Origin of the sequence: Terasakiella sp. 4MB5A (assembly GCF_050058155.1) — a bacterium.
In the GTDB taxonomy this organism is placed as follows: domain Bacteria; phylum Pseudomonadota; class Alphaproteobacteria; order Rhodospirillales; family Terasakiellaceae; genus Terasakiella; species Terasakiella halodenitrificans.
This window is the reverse complement of record NZ_CP188815.1, coordinates 1,616,811-1,632,231: the sequence shown is the minus strand read 5'-3', so window position 1 is coordinate 1,632,231 and position 15,421 is coordinate 1,616,811. Positions and strand designations below refer to the sequence as shown.

Genomic DNA, 15,421 nt, shown 5'->3' with positions numbered 1-15,421 from the left:
TGGAAGCAAGTTGTCATTCCTTATATTTAAATGAAATTTATATGTCAAATATTAAAATTTAATTCCGCATAGCGAAATTTATATTGCATTATTTTACAAAATATGGTTATTTTTAGACTAGATAGTTCAACACCTATTAACAGAGTTACCCCATTGATGTATCTTACAAGCTATTATAAATTCACGTTTTCCATCCCAAGAAGATCAAAATGACCGATACAGAACAAACAAAAGACAGAAAATTTGTAGAAGCTTTGTCCCGCGGCCTGCGAATCCTCAGCGCGTTTGACAAAATGTCGGGTCCACTTGGGAATCAGGATATTGCCTCCATCACCGGCCTGCCTAAACCCACCGTATCACGTATGACCTATACCCTGACCCAACTGGGCTATCTGGTCTATTCTGAACGCAATGAGAAATACGAGTTGGGCGCAACCAACCTGACACTGGGGCATGCCTACACCGCCAATCTGCGTATTCGTCAAATCGCCAAACCCCATATGTTGGAACTTGCCCGCGAGTTCAACGTCAATATCGGACTTGCGACCAATGTTCAAAACGAAATGATTTTTGTTGAATATTGCCGTGGCGACCAACTGAAATCCGTTCTTGTTGATATCGGTAGTAAATTGCCTATGGGAAAATCAGCGATTGGTCGATCCTATCTGGCAGCCATCCCGGAAGAAAAGCGCAATCAGATTCTCCCGCAGCTTGCTGACATTCACGGTAAGGATTGGCCGAATGTTGAAAATAGCATTCAGGATTCGCTGGAAAGCTATCGCACGCTGGGTTTCACCCGTTCGTTCGGTGATTGGGATCGTAATATCAATACAGTTGCCGTACCCTTGAAGCTATCGGAAAACAAAATTTTCTGTATCAGTTGCGGTGGTCCAAGCTATGTGATTTCCACCGATACTCTGCTCAACGTCATTGGGCCACGCCTGATCCACGTTGCCAGCGATATTATGAACAGCGGCCTGTAACTTAAATTAAATAAGGTCGCCTCCCCCCCTAATTATACATAAATGAGGATCACATGACCGAAGACCTCATGGTGCTTCTAGACGCCTTGTCCCTGGAAAAAACTGCCCAAGGCCATTACGTCGGGCACTATATCCCTGCCATCCCCAACCATATCTTCGGCGGTCAAATTGTCGCGCAAGCCATCAGTGCTGCCCAACAAGAAGTGGCCCCTGACAAATCCCTGCATTCTTTACACTCCTATTTCCTCAATCGCGGACAAACGGACCTGCCGTTTCATTTTCATGTGGATCGGGTCCGTGACGGTAAATCATTTTGCACACGTCAAGTCAGCGTCACACAGGAAGGTCATGTCTTGTACAGCGCAACCTTTTCCTTTCATCGCATTGAAGACGGCCTGACTTTTCAAAAAGACATGCCCCGCGTTGATGCGCCGGAAAACTTTATGGAAGAGGCTGAACGTTGGAACACTCACCCTGTCATTCAAGAAAACCCACATCGTAAGATCACATTCCGCCCCAATGATGTCCGCCATACAGGGCCGATAGATTGGTTTGACCCGACCCCCACATCGCCGGAAACAGGCGTATGGATTAAAACCAAGGGACGGATTGGCGATGATCCCCGCCTTCACCAAACTTTACTTGGTTATTTTTCCGACTCTTTCCTCTACGCCGCTTCTTTACGCCCGCATGGATTGACCTTCAATACACCGAACGTACAAGGAACCAGTCTAGATCACTCCATCTGGTTCCATGATGATTTTCGTGCGGATGAATGGTTATTCTATCAACATAGCGGAATTTGGTCCGGGCGCGCACGTGGGCTTAATTTCGGTAAGTTCTACACCCACGATGGGCGCCATGTTGCCAGCACCTCTCAAGAAGGTTTAGTGCGGCTCAAACAAGCCTAAACGATCAACAGGGCGCAAACGATAAAACAAGTTTGCGCCTTAATCGTATATCAGATGGAAAACATACAAAATAGCAATGACGGCACTCAACGCCACACAACAATAACGCAGGTTCCAAACCAGTGTGATGTCACGCGGGCGACAATCCAGAATGCGCCCGATTAAAATTGTTGAAATCGTCAAAGGTGAAACATTCAACGCCATTGCCCAACCGATCAACAGACTGAGCGCCAAAACATAAGGTGACAAGCCAAAAGCTACTGCATTAGCAAATGTCGAAGCCAAAATGGTCACGGACACAAACGGGCTTACCCCGACAATACTGGTACCGGTTACCATCAATGCGCAAAAAACCGCCAAGGCAAACCCTTCCAGCCCCATAGCCCCCGTCAAAGACTGTACAAGGTCAGCCGGAATAATCGCTGCCACCAACGATCCGGTAAAGCTCGCCCCGCCGATTACCGCAACCTCAGACGACATAGCGTTTAATTCTTGTCCCAGATTTTGGGAAAACTGCATGGATACCGATTTCAAACCGAAATCGGATAAGCCCCCTTCGATCAAAAACCAAACGAGGCCAAACAGCGGACTGACCAATAAAATTGATGTCGGCAAACCATAGCCCATATACATACTCAGCCCGCCGGAAAGGCCAAACAAGCACAGAACGATCACTATAAAAGCCAGAACAGCTTGAAAATTCTTTCGTTGTCCGGCAATCAATCCTGTCCCGGACTTTGGTGGCGGATAAGCACGATAATCCATGATCCAGCCCAGTCCGATCAACACAATAGCAAAGACAAGGGACAACGGAATGAGTGATTGCCATTCCAGTGATGGAATAATCGATAACACCAACGCCATAGAAATGGAAAAGGGCGACGATAAGGGTAAAGTCGAAAAGCCCCGCAACATGGCAAGGACCATGCGTTGCAACCTGATCAGATGAATACGGCTATCACCTTTGGCCGCTTCCAATGTATTGCCATTGGCAATTACTTGTCCGATCAGGTTTAAGGCACCAAAGCTTAAAATCGCACTAAGCAAGCAACTGCCATAAGACAGTACGGCATAACGTTTGCCCGGTTTCTGGTTAATCAAAAAATTACCACAGCGCGAAATGATTAAAGACCGTTTCGCCGCCACCCGTAAAAAAACCAACGCAATCAGAAACGTTGAAAACAGGATAACGCGCGAAAAGCCTTGTTCCACAATAGCGCGATCAACCCCATCCCCCCAAAACAACGCCAACATCACGATATTGATCGCAATAAAGATTTTACCGGGCCGTGAAACCTTCTGCCAAGTCAGCGCGAGAAAAATCAAAACCGCAGCAGACGCAACGTATAGCATTTCCCCGATCCCCTGTGTTTTAAACACAATGGTCGAACACAAGGTTAAAAGAAGCAGAAAGGCATTCACATAGGACATTCTTAACCAGCGGCTTGTTGTGCCGTCGCCATTTCCTTCAGGTGATGTTTCAAAATTTTACCGGTGGAACTGGCTGGCAATTCATAGAGAATTGTTATTGAGGACGGTCTTTTATACGCGGTCAACCGTTCCTTGCAAAATGCTTTTATCTCAGCTTCGCTTAAGGTGCTTTTGCGCGGAACCTGAACAAAGGCATGAACCTCTTCATTTCCTTGCACTTCTACACCGACAACAGCTGACTGAATAATCCCTTCATGGGAATTCAACGTTGCTTCGACCTCTGCCGGATAAACGTTAAAACCGGAACGCACGATCATTTCTTTGGTGCGACCAACAATAAACAGATTGCCATCTTCATCTTGACGCGCCAAGTCCTGCGTATTGAACCAGCCCTGATCAGTCAAAACGGCAGCCGTTTCTTCCGGCTTTCTGAAATAACCTTTCATCACATTGGGGCCACGTACCCACAATTCACCGGTTTCGCCATCCTTAACTTCTTCATCAGGCGTTTTCATTAACTTTATTTCTTGGCCTGGGATCGGCTTGCCAACGGAACACGTTTGTAAATTCTCATTTAATCGAACTTGGGAAATCGTCGGGCTGGCTTCTGTTAACCCATAGCCATTATGCAAGGGACGACCAAAGAAATTTTCCGTAATTGTTTTGGTTTCCGGGTCCAAAGGTGCCCCGCCTGCCGACATATAACGCAAGAACAGGTCATCGGCTTTCAAGCCATGATTTTTTAGACCTTCGATCAACATGGAATACATTGGCGGCACGCCTTGCATCACGGTGATTTTCTTGTCGCGCAAGGCATTCAGGCAAATTTCGACATCAAAACGGGTTTCCATAAACAAGGTTGCCCCGGCAAATAAACTGCCCATACAGGTCGAAGCCAAACCAAACACATGCGAAATTGGCAAAACCACATAAACACGGTCCATTTGTTCCAAACCGCGCAAAGCCCCTGAAACTGTCGCAATAAAACCGATATTACGATGGGTCAGCATCACCCCTTTGGGCTTCCCTGTGGTTCCAGAGGTATAAATCATCGCAAAAACCTGTTCTGCAGCAGATGCCTCCACGGCTTCAGCCTTGGAATCGGGATAGGTTTGACACATCAAGGTGCCAAGCAGGTCGTCCTCAACCATCTTACAACCAATGAAGTCCCCATAACGCTGCGCATCTTTGGAATAATCAACAAAACAAATCAGATGTTTCGGATCACAATCTTGGCGAATACCGTCAAGTTCTGCATTGGACATACGTGCATTGACCACAGAAACCCACACATCCATATCACTGGCAGCAAGCATAAAGGCCAACACAGCGCAGCAGTTTTCAATCACCACCATTAGACGATCACCAGCAATCACGCCGTGTGCTTCCAGATGCGCGCGCGCGCTTTTAATCGCATTTCCCAGATCCGCATAGGTCCACTGTTTTTTCGGATCGCTGACCGCATCGCGGGTCGGCTTCTTTTCAATCCATTCCCAGATTTTATGGCTCACGCGTTGAGGAAGCGCGGCAATAACCTCCTCTACATCCTGACCTAAAACTTTCTCGTTATTATTCATCTTACGCTTTTCCTTCAATATTCGCGCAACTTTTAAACATCTTCTAAAGGCGTTTTATCTCACCTTTACATATGCTGTAAACAAAAATAAATACCGCATAGCGGAATATATGGTTTATTTTTTACATTAAAATGTTCTTTTTTTGAAAAAATATATAGACAATTTTAGATGATATGAATTATCTATATCTTGTTTTCGGAATTTTATTTCGCAATGCGAAACTAATTTGGAGTCCTTTAATGACTAATGCATATATATATGACGGTGGCAGAACGGCGTTTGGCAGACATGGCGGGGCATTATCTTCTTTGCGTCCTGATGACATGCTCGCCCATGTCATCAAAACTTTGATCAACAGAAACAATTTTGACTTAAAGGACTACGAAGACGTTATCGCGGGTTGTACCAATCAAGCTGGTGAAGACAGCCGCAACGTGGCACGTTTTGCCGGTCTTCTATCCGGTCTGCCGATGGAAACAGGTGGCATCACGCTTAATCGCCTGTGCGGATCCAGTCTGGCCTCTGTTGCGGATGCCGCACGTTGCGTTAAAGTCGGGGAAGGTGAACTATTCGTTGCCTGTGGCGTAGAAGCCATGAGCCGGGCCCCGTTGGTCCTGTCCAAGGCACAATCTGCTTTTGATCGCCAGCAAACCATTGCCGATACAACAATGGGCGCACGGTTCAGCAACCCCAAACATCTGGAACAGTTCGGCGCTCACTCCATGCCCGAAACCGCCGACAATATCGCCCATGATCTTGGGATCACTCGCGAAGAAAGCGATGCCTTTGCACTTGCTTCCCAACTCAAATACGAAGCTGCGCGCAAAGACGGTTATTATAACGACGAGATTATTCCAATCCCTGTTTATATGGGTCGCAAAAAAGGCGAAGTCATTATCAGCGAAGACGAACACCCCCGCCCGAACAGTGATATCGCGTCCTTACAAAAACTACGCGCTCTGTTTGCCGATGGCGTGGTCACAGCCGGTAATGCCTCCGGCATCAATGACGGGGCCAGCGCAGTCCTGATCGGCAGCCAAGCTATTGGTGAGAAAAGCGGCGTAAAACCACGTGCCCGGATTGTCAGTTCGGCAATCGTCGGTGTGCCCCCACGGGTTATGGGGCTTGGTCCGGTCGGTGCGACACAAAAAGCACTGGCACGCGCAGGCCTGACGCTTAACGATCTTGATGTCATGGAATTCAACGAAGCCTTTGCGACACAAGCCTTGGGCTGTTTAAACCAACTGGGTCTTTCCTATAATGATCCACGTATCAACCCCAATGGGGGTGCCATTGCCATCGGTCACCCCTTAGGCGCCAGTGGTGCGCGCATTTTGTGGGCGGCTGTACGCCAACTGGAACGCACAAATGGTCGTTACGGCTTGGCGACCATGTGTATCGGTATCGGCCAAGGTATCGCCGTTGTTGTTGAACGTGTTTAGAGCAGGCTGACACAACCTGCAACGACGCATTTGCGTAAAACCAATAAGTGAGAGCAAGTTTCATGTCCCCCGTCAGTTACGAAATTATTGAAAATATCGGCATCATTACCATCGACAATCCGCCAGTCAATGCCCTGTCCCATGCGGTGCGTGTCGGTTTGGTTGAAACCGTTCTTCAGGCCCAAAATGATGAAAGCGACGCCTTGTTGCTGATTTGCACAGGCAAAACATTTATCGCAGGCGCGGATATTTCCGAATTTGGCAAACCACCGCAAGAACCTTTTCTGCCTGATGTCCTCAATACGCTCGAACAATCAGATAAACTGATCGTTGCGGCCCTGCACGGTCAAGCCCTTGGCGGGGGATTTGAAACAGCCTTATCCTGTCATTATCGTTGCGCCCTTGCCAGTGCCAAGGTCGGACTGCCCGAAGTTAACCTTGGACTGCTTCCCGGTGCGGGCGGCACACAACGCACACCACGTCTGGCAGGTGTAAAAGTGGCATTGGACCTGATTTTATCCGGTAAACCAATTTCAGCATCAACCGCCCTTGAGGACCATCTTATTGATCACGTTTTTGCAGAAGGTGACCTCAAAACTCAGGCCTTGGCCTACACCAAAGAATTGGTTGCTCAGAAGGCACCTTTGCGCCGTGCCAGCGAACAAGAAATCGATAGAAATAGCTTTAATGGCGCGATCTTTGATGAATATCGCAAAACATATGCAAAGAAGTTACGCAATCAAAACGCTCCCCAATTGATTGTCGATTGTGTAGAAGCCGCCACAAAAGAAAACTTTACCGATGGTATGAAAATAGAACGCGGTGCCTTCCTGCAATGTCGTGCCTCCGATCAATCTGCCGGACTGCGCCATATTTTCTTTGCCGAACGACAAGCTGCCAAGATTAAAGATCTCCCCAGAGATACCGCCACCCGCGACATCCAGTCCATTGCCATTATCGGTGCAGGACTGATGGGTGGCGGTATCGCCATGAATTTTGCCAACGCAGGCATTCCAGTTAAAATGCTGGAAATCAACGATGACGCATTAAACAAAGGCCTTGCCAATGTCGTCAAAATTTACCGTTCAATGGCGGCAAAAAACCGCATCAGCCCAGAAGAAAGCGAAAAGCGGATTGCCTTGATCAGCGGCACAACGGATTACAATGACTTGAAAAATGTCGATCTGGTCATCGAAGCCGTTTTTGAAAGTATTGAGGTTAAAAAAGACGTATTCACCAAACTTGATCAAGTCTGTAAAGACGGTGCGATTTTGGCAACTAATACGTCTTATCTCGATATCAATGAAATCGCCCAATTTACCAAGCGCCCCCAAGATGTGATCGGTTTGCATTTCTTCAGCCCCGCACACATTATGAAATTGCTGGAAATCGTACGCGCTGATGAAACGGCGGACGATGTCATGGCCAGCGCAATGGCCCTTGCTCGTAAAATCAAGAAAGTCCCGGTTCAGGCCCGTGTCTGTTACGGCTTTATCGGCAATCGCATGTTGCGTCAGTATCAACGTGAAGTTCAAATGTGCCTGATTGAAGGGGCAAGTCCAGAACAAATCGACAAAGTCATGATGGATTGGGGCATGGCAATGGGGCCGTTAATGGTTGCCGACCTTGCCGGGTTGGATATCAGTTACAAGGCCCGCCAAGCCTTAAGTGATGAACAAAAAGGTGACCCCAAAAGTTATCGCATTCCCAATGTCTTGTTTGAAATGGGTCGGATCGGTCAGAAATCCGGTTCCGGTTATTATATCTACGATCCGGAAACCAAGGCCCGCACGGCAGACCCCAGCGTCAATGATATCATTGAACGTGAGGCCGCTGCATTTGGCGTTACGCGCAAAACTATGAGTGATGAAGAAGTCCTCAACCGTTTGTCGCTGGCCTTGATTAATGAAGGGTTCAAGATTTTAGAAGAAGGCATTGCCCAGCGTGCCAGTGATATTGATGTCGTCTATTGCTTTGGCTACGGCTTCCCCAAATATCGCGGTGGCCCGATGTTCTTTGCGCAAACCCGTGGCTTGAACAAAGTCTATGAAGATATTTGCGCCTATCGCGAAAGCTACGGTGATCTTTATTGGACACCATCAAAACTGCTGCAAAATCTGCTTGAAACAAACACAAGCCTGAGTGACTGGGAAGAAAGCACGCAATGATGAACACGCCGATACCTTCACGTCAGGATTATCTCATTAAAACATTCGGACTGAAGTTCCCGATACTCGCCGGTGGTTTGATGTGGTTGTCCGATGCCAATTACGTCAGCGCGTGTGCCCGTGCCGGTATTTTAGGATTTATCACCGCCGCAAGCTTCCCTGACGAAGGCGATTTGCGTCACGAAATTCGCAAATGTCGCCAACAAAGCAACGGGGCACCTTTCGGGGTCAATGTCTCCATGTTGCCCAAACTGGTCCCCGGGGAAAAAACCGAAGATGTCTTTCGTCTGATTATTGATGAAGGTGTTCAGGTCGTGGAAACCTCCGGTCGTAACCCGGAACCCGATGTCCGCTTGCTCAAAGATGCGGGTGTTAAAATTATTCATAAGGTACCGGCTGTTAAATATGCACAAAAGGCCCAGCAAATCGGTGTTGACGCCGTTTCAATTGTCGGGGCGGAATGCGGCGGTCATCCGGGTGAAGAAATGATCGGCAGTATGGTGAATTCCATTCTCGCCCTGAAACGATTGAATATCCCTTATTTTATCGGTGGTGGGATCGGGCACGGCGCCCAAATCGTCGCCGCCTTATCAATGGGGGCCAGCGGAGTTGTCATCGGCACTCGTTTTTTGGTTGCTGAAGAAATCTGGGCGCATCCTGATTATAAAAAAGCATTGATCCATGCTTCTGAAAGCGACACGGCATTGATCATGCGCAGTATTCGCAACACGGTTCGTGCTTTTAAAAACCATACCACTGACTATGTACAGGCGATTGAACGCGAACAAAGTGATATCACGATTGAAATGCTTTTGCCTCACGTGGCCGGCAAAATCGGCAAAACAGCATACGAAACAGGGGATGTCACCAAAGGAGTGCTTTCCGCCGGACAAAGTTTAGGCATGACCGACAAAATCACATCGCTTGCCAATATCATCGCAACGCTGAAAGACGAATACCAAGCCGCCTTGTCCCGCCTTGAACATTTTGACGGGAAGGTAAGCCAATGAGTGAGCAATTCATCAAAACCCACGTTCAAGATCACGTTCAAATCATTGAATTGGACCGTGTTGATAAAAAAAATGCGATTAACAACGATATGTATACCCGGCTGCGCACCATGTTGGAAGATGGTGATGCCAACACGGATGTGCGCGTTGTCCTGATCCGGGGCAAAGGAAATGTTTTTACCGCAGGAAACGACCTTGGTGATTTCAACAATCGTCCTAAAAATGGGCCGTCAAAAGGTCACCTCTTCCTGAGAACCCTACATCGCGTCAAAAAACCACTTATTGCGCAGGTCGAAGGTCTGGCAATCGGGATCGGCGTCACGTTGCTGCTGCATTGTGATCTGGTTTATGCCGCCAGCAACGCCCGTCTGCGCCTACCTTTTGTCAATCTGGGGATTTGCCCGGAAGCCGGTTCCACCTTGTTATTACCGCAAAAAGCCGGGCATCGCGCCGCAAGTGAGCTTTTCTTGTTAGGTGATTATTTCACCCCGGAAGACGCCAAAGAGCACGGCATTGTCAATCGCATCCTTCCCCCAGATGACATTCATGATTTTGTCTGGGAACAAGCTCAAAAGCTGGTTCAACAGAACCCACAGGCCCTAATGGAAACCAAGCGCCTGATGAAAGCCCACTTGCAAGATGCGACCGCAGATCAAATCGAAGCCGAAGCCATCACCTTTAACCGGCTTTTGCAATCGGATGCATCTAAAACCGCACGCAAAGAAACCCTGAAATAACAATGATCTATTTACTGAAAATGGTGACACAATGAATATTCATTTAACAGACGAGGAATTGGCCTTTCGCAAAGAAGTACAGGATTTCTTTGCCAACGAATTTCCCAAAGACATCAAGGAAAAACAAGCCAAAGGCATTTACCTGAGCAAAGACGATCACGTTCGCTGGCAAAAGGCCCTGCACGCCAAAGGCTGGGCCGGGATCAACTGGCCGGTTGAACATGGCGGCACAGGTTGGAGCGCCACACAAAAATACATTTACGCAAATGAAGCAGCCAAGGCCAATGCACCACGCATTATCCCCTTTGGTTTAACAATGGTTGCCCCGGTTATCTTTACTTATGGAAATGAAGAACAGAAAAAACGTTTTTTGCCCGATATTCTGGCCTCCAACGTCTGGTGGTGTCAGGGTTATTCCGAACCAAACGCGGGTTCTGATCTGGCCTCCCTCAAAACCAAGGCAGTACGTGACGGTGACGATTTCATCGTGAACGGAACAAAAACGTGGACCACATTGGGTCAGCATGCCGACTGGATTTTCTGCCTTGTGCGGACCGACGACACGGGTAAAAAACAGCAAGGCATCAGTTTCCTGCTGATTGACATGAAAACACCGGGGGTCAGTGTTCATCCCATCATTACTATCGACGGTACCCATGAAGTCAACGAAGTCCACTTTGAAGATGTTCGTGTCCCGGCAGAAAACCTGATCGGGGAAGAAGGCAAAGGCTGGACTTATGCCAAGGTGTTATTGACCCATGAACGCACCGGCATTGCACGCGTGGCAGAGTCCAAAGCCCTGCTGGCATCGCTGAAACGAATGGTCGATGCCCAGAACGATGAACTGGTCAATATGAAAGAAAACACCGTTTTCATGACCCGTTTGATCGAAGCTGAAATCGAACTCAAAGCCCTTGAATATACTGAACTTCGTGTTTTATCCGCTGTTTCCACGGGCAAGGCACCGGGGCCGGAATCCTCGATCCTGAAAATCAAAGGGACAGAGATTATGCAGTTCTTGAACGAATTGTTTGTCGAGGTTGCAGGCATTTACGCCCTGCCCTATGTCCCGGATCAGTATCGCGTCGGATTTAATGATACACCTGTCGGCCCGCAATTTGCGGCAAAAACCAGTGCGACTTATTACAACAATCGTAAAGTCAGCATTTATGGCGGTACCAACGAAATTCAGAAAAACATTATTTCCAAGCAAGTGCTTGGGCTATAGGGAGAGGACGGATCATGGATTTTTCTCTTAACGACATTCAGGAAATGATGCGCGAAAGTGCATCCAAATTCATTCAGAAAGAATATGACTTTGAAACCCGCCGCAAGCTGAGCAAAAGCGAGACGGGCTATAGCCAGAAAAACTGGGAACTCTTCGCAGAACTTGGTTGGCTTGCCCTGCCTGTAGACGAAGATTTCGGCGGTATTGGCGGCAGCGTTCTGGATACGATCATCTTACAGGAAGAACTAGGAAAAGGCCTGGTTGTCGAACCTTATTTCGCCACGGCCTTACTGGGGGGCAACCTAATCAACAAGTTTGCTCGTGATGATCAAAAAGAAAACATTCTGGAAAATGTCATTGCCGGGACACAAAAACTTACCCTCGCCCATAGTGAAGGCCATGCCCCCTTTGATCTGACACAAATGCGCACCACAGCACAAAAAAGCAATAACGGCTTTGTGTTAAACGGTAAGAAGTCTGTGGTTCTGGACGCACAAAACGCCGACATGTTGTTAGTGGTTGCCCGGACCTCCGGTCAAAATGGTGATAAGAACGGACTGAGTGTTTTTAACCTCACCCCCGATACAGCTGGCGTGACGATCAAGGGCTATGAAACAAATGACGGCCTGCGCGCCGCCGACATTACTTTTGACAATGTCAACCTTGACGAAACCACGGTTATCGGGGAACTGGACCAAGCCTATGACGCGGTTCATCGTGTTCTGTTGGAAGGGATCGTCAATCTATCCGGCGAAGCCGTCGGCATCATGGAAAAACTGGTCGAATTGACCGCTGAATATTTAGGCGTACGGGAACAATTCAGCGCCCCCATTGGCAAGTTTCAAGCTTTACAACACCGTACTGCCGATATGTTCATGGAAAAGGAACAAGCCAAATCCATGCTTTACTATGCAGCCATTGAAACCGCAGAAAATGCAGAAGGTTTTGAACGGGCCTGCGCCATGTTAAAGGTTCGCATCGGCAATGCAGCACGGTTCGTCGGTCAACAAGCCGTTCAATTGCACGGCGGCATGGGTGTCACCGATGAACTCAGCGTCGGTCATTATTTTAAACGCCTGACCTGTATCAACAATTTACTGGGCTCTCGAGACTATCACCTGAATGTTTTGGTGAAAGAAGCGCAATAGAAGGCCTATAAAAACATACCCTCTCTTTATCTGGAGAGGGTATGCCTGGCTTCTGACAACGTGTTTTGGGTAACTTTCCAATCAAATGGATCCCCGATCAAGGTCGGGGATGACAACATTGCTTATTGCCACAGGAAATTTTATACGTTCGTACCCTAATGCAGAACAGCACTTTTCGGGCGTTCTTTCGTCAATAGGATTTCGACAGCACGGGTAATGCGGCGCCACAGGACTTCGCCTTCCTGATTGCCTAAACGCTGAAACTCATCGCCCCGAATTGCGGCATATAGGGCGGCTTCGTCACCAAATTTCTCAATGACCTGATTGGCTGTTTTATAGATATCTGTTTCGGTTTTCATCGGCTTCGCTTCGACCTCATAATATCCCCGATGCTTACAGCCAGCTTATCCTCAACGACAACGACTTCCCCTTCTGCGATCTTTTGATCCGAGGAAAAGACATCAATCGGGTCGCCGACACCACGATCCAGTTCCACCACGGCCCCACGGCCCAGTTTCAGGATCTGGCTCATCGGCATCACTGCCATACCGAGAACAGCACGAATACTGACTTCGACATCGTAAACGGCATCCATAGATTCACTATAACCAAGGGCACCACCCAAGGTCGCGCCACTTTCGCCGCCATTTCCACCGCCACCAGCTGCTTTTTGGGCTTCTTCAGCCTCAATTTCCGCCAACGCTGCCGCCATGTCCATGTCTTCATCCATAGACGGTGCATTGTGGTCTTCTGCCAGTGCCGCTCCCCAATCTACGGAGAGATCGTCATCGTCTTCATCGTCCGCCATAAGCGCCTCTTAACTCTTACGGTTCATCGTCGGGACACATTCCCAACTGTGTGTTTATAGAGCGAAAAAGGTTAATAAATTCTCTAACCTTTTATTTTTTCCCTATATTTTTGCGACAGCTTATAAAGCTTATCACATTCACGTCGAATATTCACCAGATGAGGTTCAACTTCTTCCCTAAAGTCATTCATCTCGGTCATGGTTACCAGTTCGCGCATAGCATTCAGGGTCCGGTTCAACGATTTGATATGACCTTCAAAACTATGTTTCGGATTTTTATACGTTTTGTGCGTTTCACGCAGGTTGGTCATAAAAATCTGTAAAAGAGTTTTGACAAATTTATCGCTTTTTTCAATCCGTTCTTCCAAAGCGGCGGGCGAGACAACGATCAAAGTAGACTCCATCGTTGCAATCGCCGAGGCCATGCGTTCGCGCCCATCCAGAACGGCAACTTCACCAAAGATTTCGCCGGGATGCACCACCGTCAGCTCGACTTCGCTGCCATCGATCATTTTATAGATGCCTATTTCGCCCGTCTCAACAATATAGGCATAATCACCGTGTTCACCTTCATTAAAAATGCGGCGACCCTTGGCGATTTTTTGACGTTCGAACTGTTGAACTTCCGCTTTATTCTCTTCCATACATCGTCCTTTTACAGGCATTCAGCAAAGCGCACTGCCGTCCCCAATGGATCACCGATCAATTCGCCTTCATGCATAACAACATTCCCGCGTACAATGGTTGACATCGGCCAACCCGTTACTTTCATGCCGTCATATGGGGTCCATCCGCAACGCGACGCAATCCACTTATCTGTAATGGTGCGTTCTGCCTTCAAGTCAACGATGGTAAAATCTGCATCATATCCTTTGGCAATACGCCCCTTGGCTGCCACATTATAAATGCGACACGGACCCGCACTTGTCAGATCGACAAACCGCTCCAGACTCAAACGCCCTTGATTAACGTGGTTCAACATAATCGGCACCAGCGTTTGAACCCCCGTCATCCCTGACGGGCTATTGGGGTAAGCTGCGGCTTTTTCTTCCAAAGTATGTGGGGCGTGATCGGACCCAATACAATCCACCACCCCTTGATTTACCGCTTCCCACAATGCATCCACATGATGTTGGGAACGGATCGGCGGGTTCATCTGCGCACGTGTGCCGATGCGATCATAGGCTTCGTCATTTAACGTTAAATGCTGCGGGGTACATTCCACCGTTGCAATGTCACGATATTGCGGCAAAATTTCCATTTCATCAGCCGTTGTCACATGTAAAATATGGACACGGCGTTTCACACCTTTGGCGATCTTCAACAAACGTGTGGTCGCACGTACCGCTGTTTCAGCATCACGCCATTGGGCGTGCATGGAAACTGGCGCACCACCGCGCACCAGTTCAAAACGTTCTTCCAAACGGTCTTCATCTTCACAATGAACAGCAACTCGGCGATTACCGGACGCCAGCACACGTGCAAGGGTCGCATCATCTTTTACAAGTAGACTGCCTGTGGAACTGCCCATAAAGATTTTAACACCGGACACCCCTTGTTGGCGTTCCAGTTCGGGCAAGTTTTCAACATTTTCAGCCGCAGCCCCAACGAAAAAGGCAATGTCTGTCCAGACGCGGTCCTTGGCCCGGCGGCATTTATCCGCCATATCTTTTGCCGTAATGGTCGACGGTTTGGTGTTCGGCATTTCAAAAACAGCCGTCACCCCACCCAACGCGGCCCCAGCCGTACCAGTAGCCAAGTCTTCTTTATGTTCCAGACCGGGTTCACGAAAATGCACCTGGCTGTCAATTACGCCGGGCAGAACATGCAGGCCTGTGACATCCATTACCTGTTCAGCCTTGGAGACATCGATATCACCAATTGCGGCGATTTTCCCATTTTTGATGGCAACATCGGTTTTCACGATACCCGCCAATGTGGCACAGATGCCGCCTTTGAGGATCATATCGTACATGGT

At 48.2% G+C, this 15,421-nt stretch carries 14 protein-coding genes; 8 read left to right on the top strand and 6 right to left on the bottom strand.

Annotation, left to right across the window (positions count from 1 at the left end; translation table 11 throughout):
• The first annotated feature begins 209 nt into the window (after nucleotides 1-209).
• Both ACI0FF_RS07565 and ACI0FF_RS07560 read left to right on the top strand, forming a co-directional pair.
• Complete coding sequence (locus tag ACI0FF_RS07565) at nucleotides 210-983, top strand: IclR family transcriptional regulator (RefSeq protein WP_419799498.1); 774 nt, start codon at nucleotides 210-212, stop codon at nucleotides 981-983.
• Nucleotides 984-1,036: 53 nt separating this feature from the next.
• Nucleotides 1,037-1,894 carry an acyl-CoA thioesterase gene (locus ACI0FF_RS07560; protein ID WP_419799497.1) on the top strand — a complete coding sequence of 286 codons (858 nt, stop codon included), beginning with the start codon at nucleotides 1,037-1,039 and terminating at the stop codon, nucleotides 1,892-1,894.
• A gap of 39 nt (nucleotides 1,895-1,933) precedes the next feature.
• On the opposite strand, the gene ACI0FF_RS07555 is transcribed toward ACI0FF_RS07560, so the two are convergent.
• Nucleotides 1,934-3,247 carry a hypothetical protein gene (locus ACI0FF_RS07555; protein WP_419799496.1) on the bottom strand — a complete coding sequence of 438 codons (1,314 nt, stop codon included), beginning with the start codon at nucleotides 3,245-3,247 and terminating at the stop codon, nucleotides 1,934-1,936.
• Nucleotides 3,248-3,327: 80 nt separating this feature from the next.
• A complete protein-coding gene (locus tag ACI0FF_RS07550) occupies nucleotides 3,328-4,902 on the bottom strand; it encodes a class I adenylate-forming enzyme family protein (protein WP_419799495.1) in 1,575 nt (524 codons plus the stop codon).
• 239 nt (nucleotides 4,903-5,141) lie between these two features.
• Between ACI0FF_RS07550 and ACI0FF_RS07545 the strand changes: the two genes are divergently transcribed.
• From ACI0FF_RS07545 to ACI0FF_RS07520, 6 genes are all read left to right on the top strand, one after another.
• On the top strand, nucleotides 5,142-6,344 hold the full coding sequence (locus ACI0FF_RS07545; RefSeq protein ID WP_419799494.1) for a 3-oxoadipyl-CoA thiolase: 1,203 nt from the start codon (nucleotides 5,142-5,144) through the stop codon (nucleotides 6,342-6,344).
• 62 nt (nucleotides 6,345-6,406) lie between these two features.
• A complete protein-coding gene (locus ACI0FF_RS07540) occupies nucleotides 6,407-8,512 on the top strand; it encodes a 3-hydroxyacyl-CoA dehydrogenase NAD-binding domain-containing protein (RefSeq protein ID WP_419799493.1) in 2,106 nt (701 codons plus the stop codon).
• Complete coding sequence (locus ACI0FF_RS07535; protein ID WP_419799492.1) at nucleotides 8,509-9,522, top strand: NAD(P)H-dependent flavin oxidoreductase; 1,014 nt, start codon at nucleotides 8,509-8,511, stop codon at nucleotides 9,520-9,522. Before ACI0FF_RS07540 ends, ACI0FF_RS07535 begins: the two co-directional genes overlap by 4 nt.
• Complete coding sequence (locus tag ACI0FF_RS07530; protein ID WP_419799491.1) at nucleotides 9,519-10,259, top strand: enoyl-CoA hydratase; 741 nt, start codon at nucleotides 9,519-9,521, stop codon at nucleotides 10,257-10,259. The genes ACI0FF_RS07535 and ACI0FF_RS07530 overlap by 4 nt, the downstream gene beginning before the upstream one ends.
• 31 nt (nucleotides 10,260-10,290) lie before the next feature.
• The gene (locus tag ACI0FF_RS07525; protein ID WP_419799490.1) at nucleotides 10,291-11,487 is read left to right on the top strand and encodes an acyl-CoA dehydrogenase family protein; all 1,197 of its coding nucleotides are present in this window, start codon (nucleotides 10,291-10,293) and stop codon (nucleotides 11,485-11,487) included.
• A gap of 14 nt (nucleotides 11,488-11,501) precedes the next feature.
• Nucleotides 11,502-12,635 (top strand): acyl-CoA dehydrogenase family protein, encoded by a 1,134-nt coding sequence (locus tag ACI0FF_RS07520; RefSeq protein WP_419799489.1) that lies wholly within the window; start codon nucleotides 11,502-11,504, stop codon nucleotides 12,633-12,635.
• A gap of 155 nt (nucleotides 12,636-12,790) precedes the next feature.
• Here the strand turns inward: ACI0FF_RS07520 and ACI0FF_RS07515 are convergent, their stop codons facing one another.
• The 4 genes from ACI0FF_RS07515 to ACI0FF_RS07500 form a co-directional block, all read right to left on the bottom strand.
• Nucleotides 12,791-12,994: a hypothetical protein gene (locus ACI0FF_RS07515; protein ID WP_417821228.1), complete on the bottom strand. Its 204-nt coding sequence runs from the start codon at nucleotides 12,992-12,994 to the stop codon at nucleotides 12,791-12,793.
• A complete protein-coding gene (locus ACI0FF_RS07510) occupies nucleotides 12,991-13,443 on the bottom strand; it encodes a FliM/FliN family flagellar motor switch protein (protein WP_419799488.1) in 453 nt (150 codons plus the stop codon). Before ACI0FF_RS07510 ends, ACI0FF_RS07515 begins: the two co-directional genes overlap by 4 nt.
• Before the next feature lie 83 nt (nucleotides 13,444-13,526).
• Complete coding sequence (locus tag ACI0FF_RS07505; RefSeq protein ID WP_419799487.1) at nucleotides 13,527-14,087, bottom strand: Crp/Fnr family transcriptional regulator; 561 nt, start codon at nucleotides 14,085-14,087, stop codon at nucleotides 13,527-13,529.
• A gap of 11 nt (nucleotides 14,088-14,098) precedes the next feature.
• Nucleotides 14,099-15,418, bottom strand: a complete 1,320-nt coding sequence (locus ACI0FF_RS07500) for a dihydroorotase (RefSeq protein ID WP_419799486.1) — start codon at nucleotides 15,416-15,418, stop codon at nucleotides 14,099-14,101.
• Nucleotides 15,419-15,421: the final 3 nt, after the last annotated feature.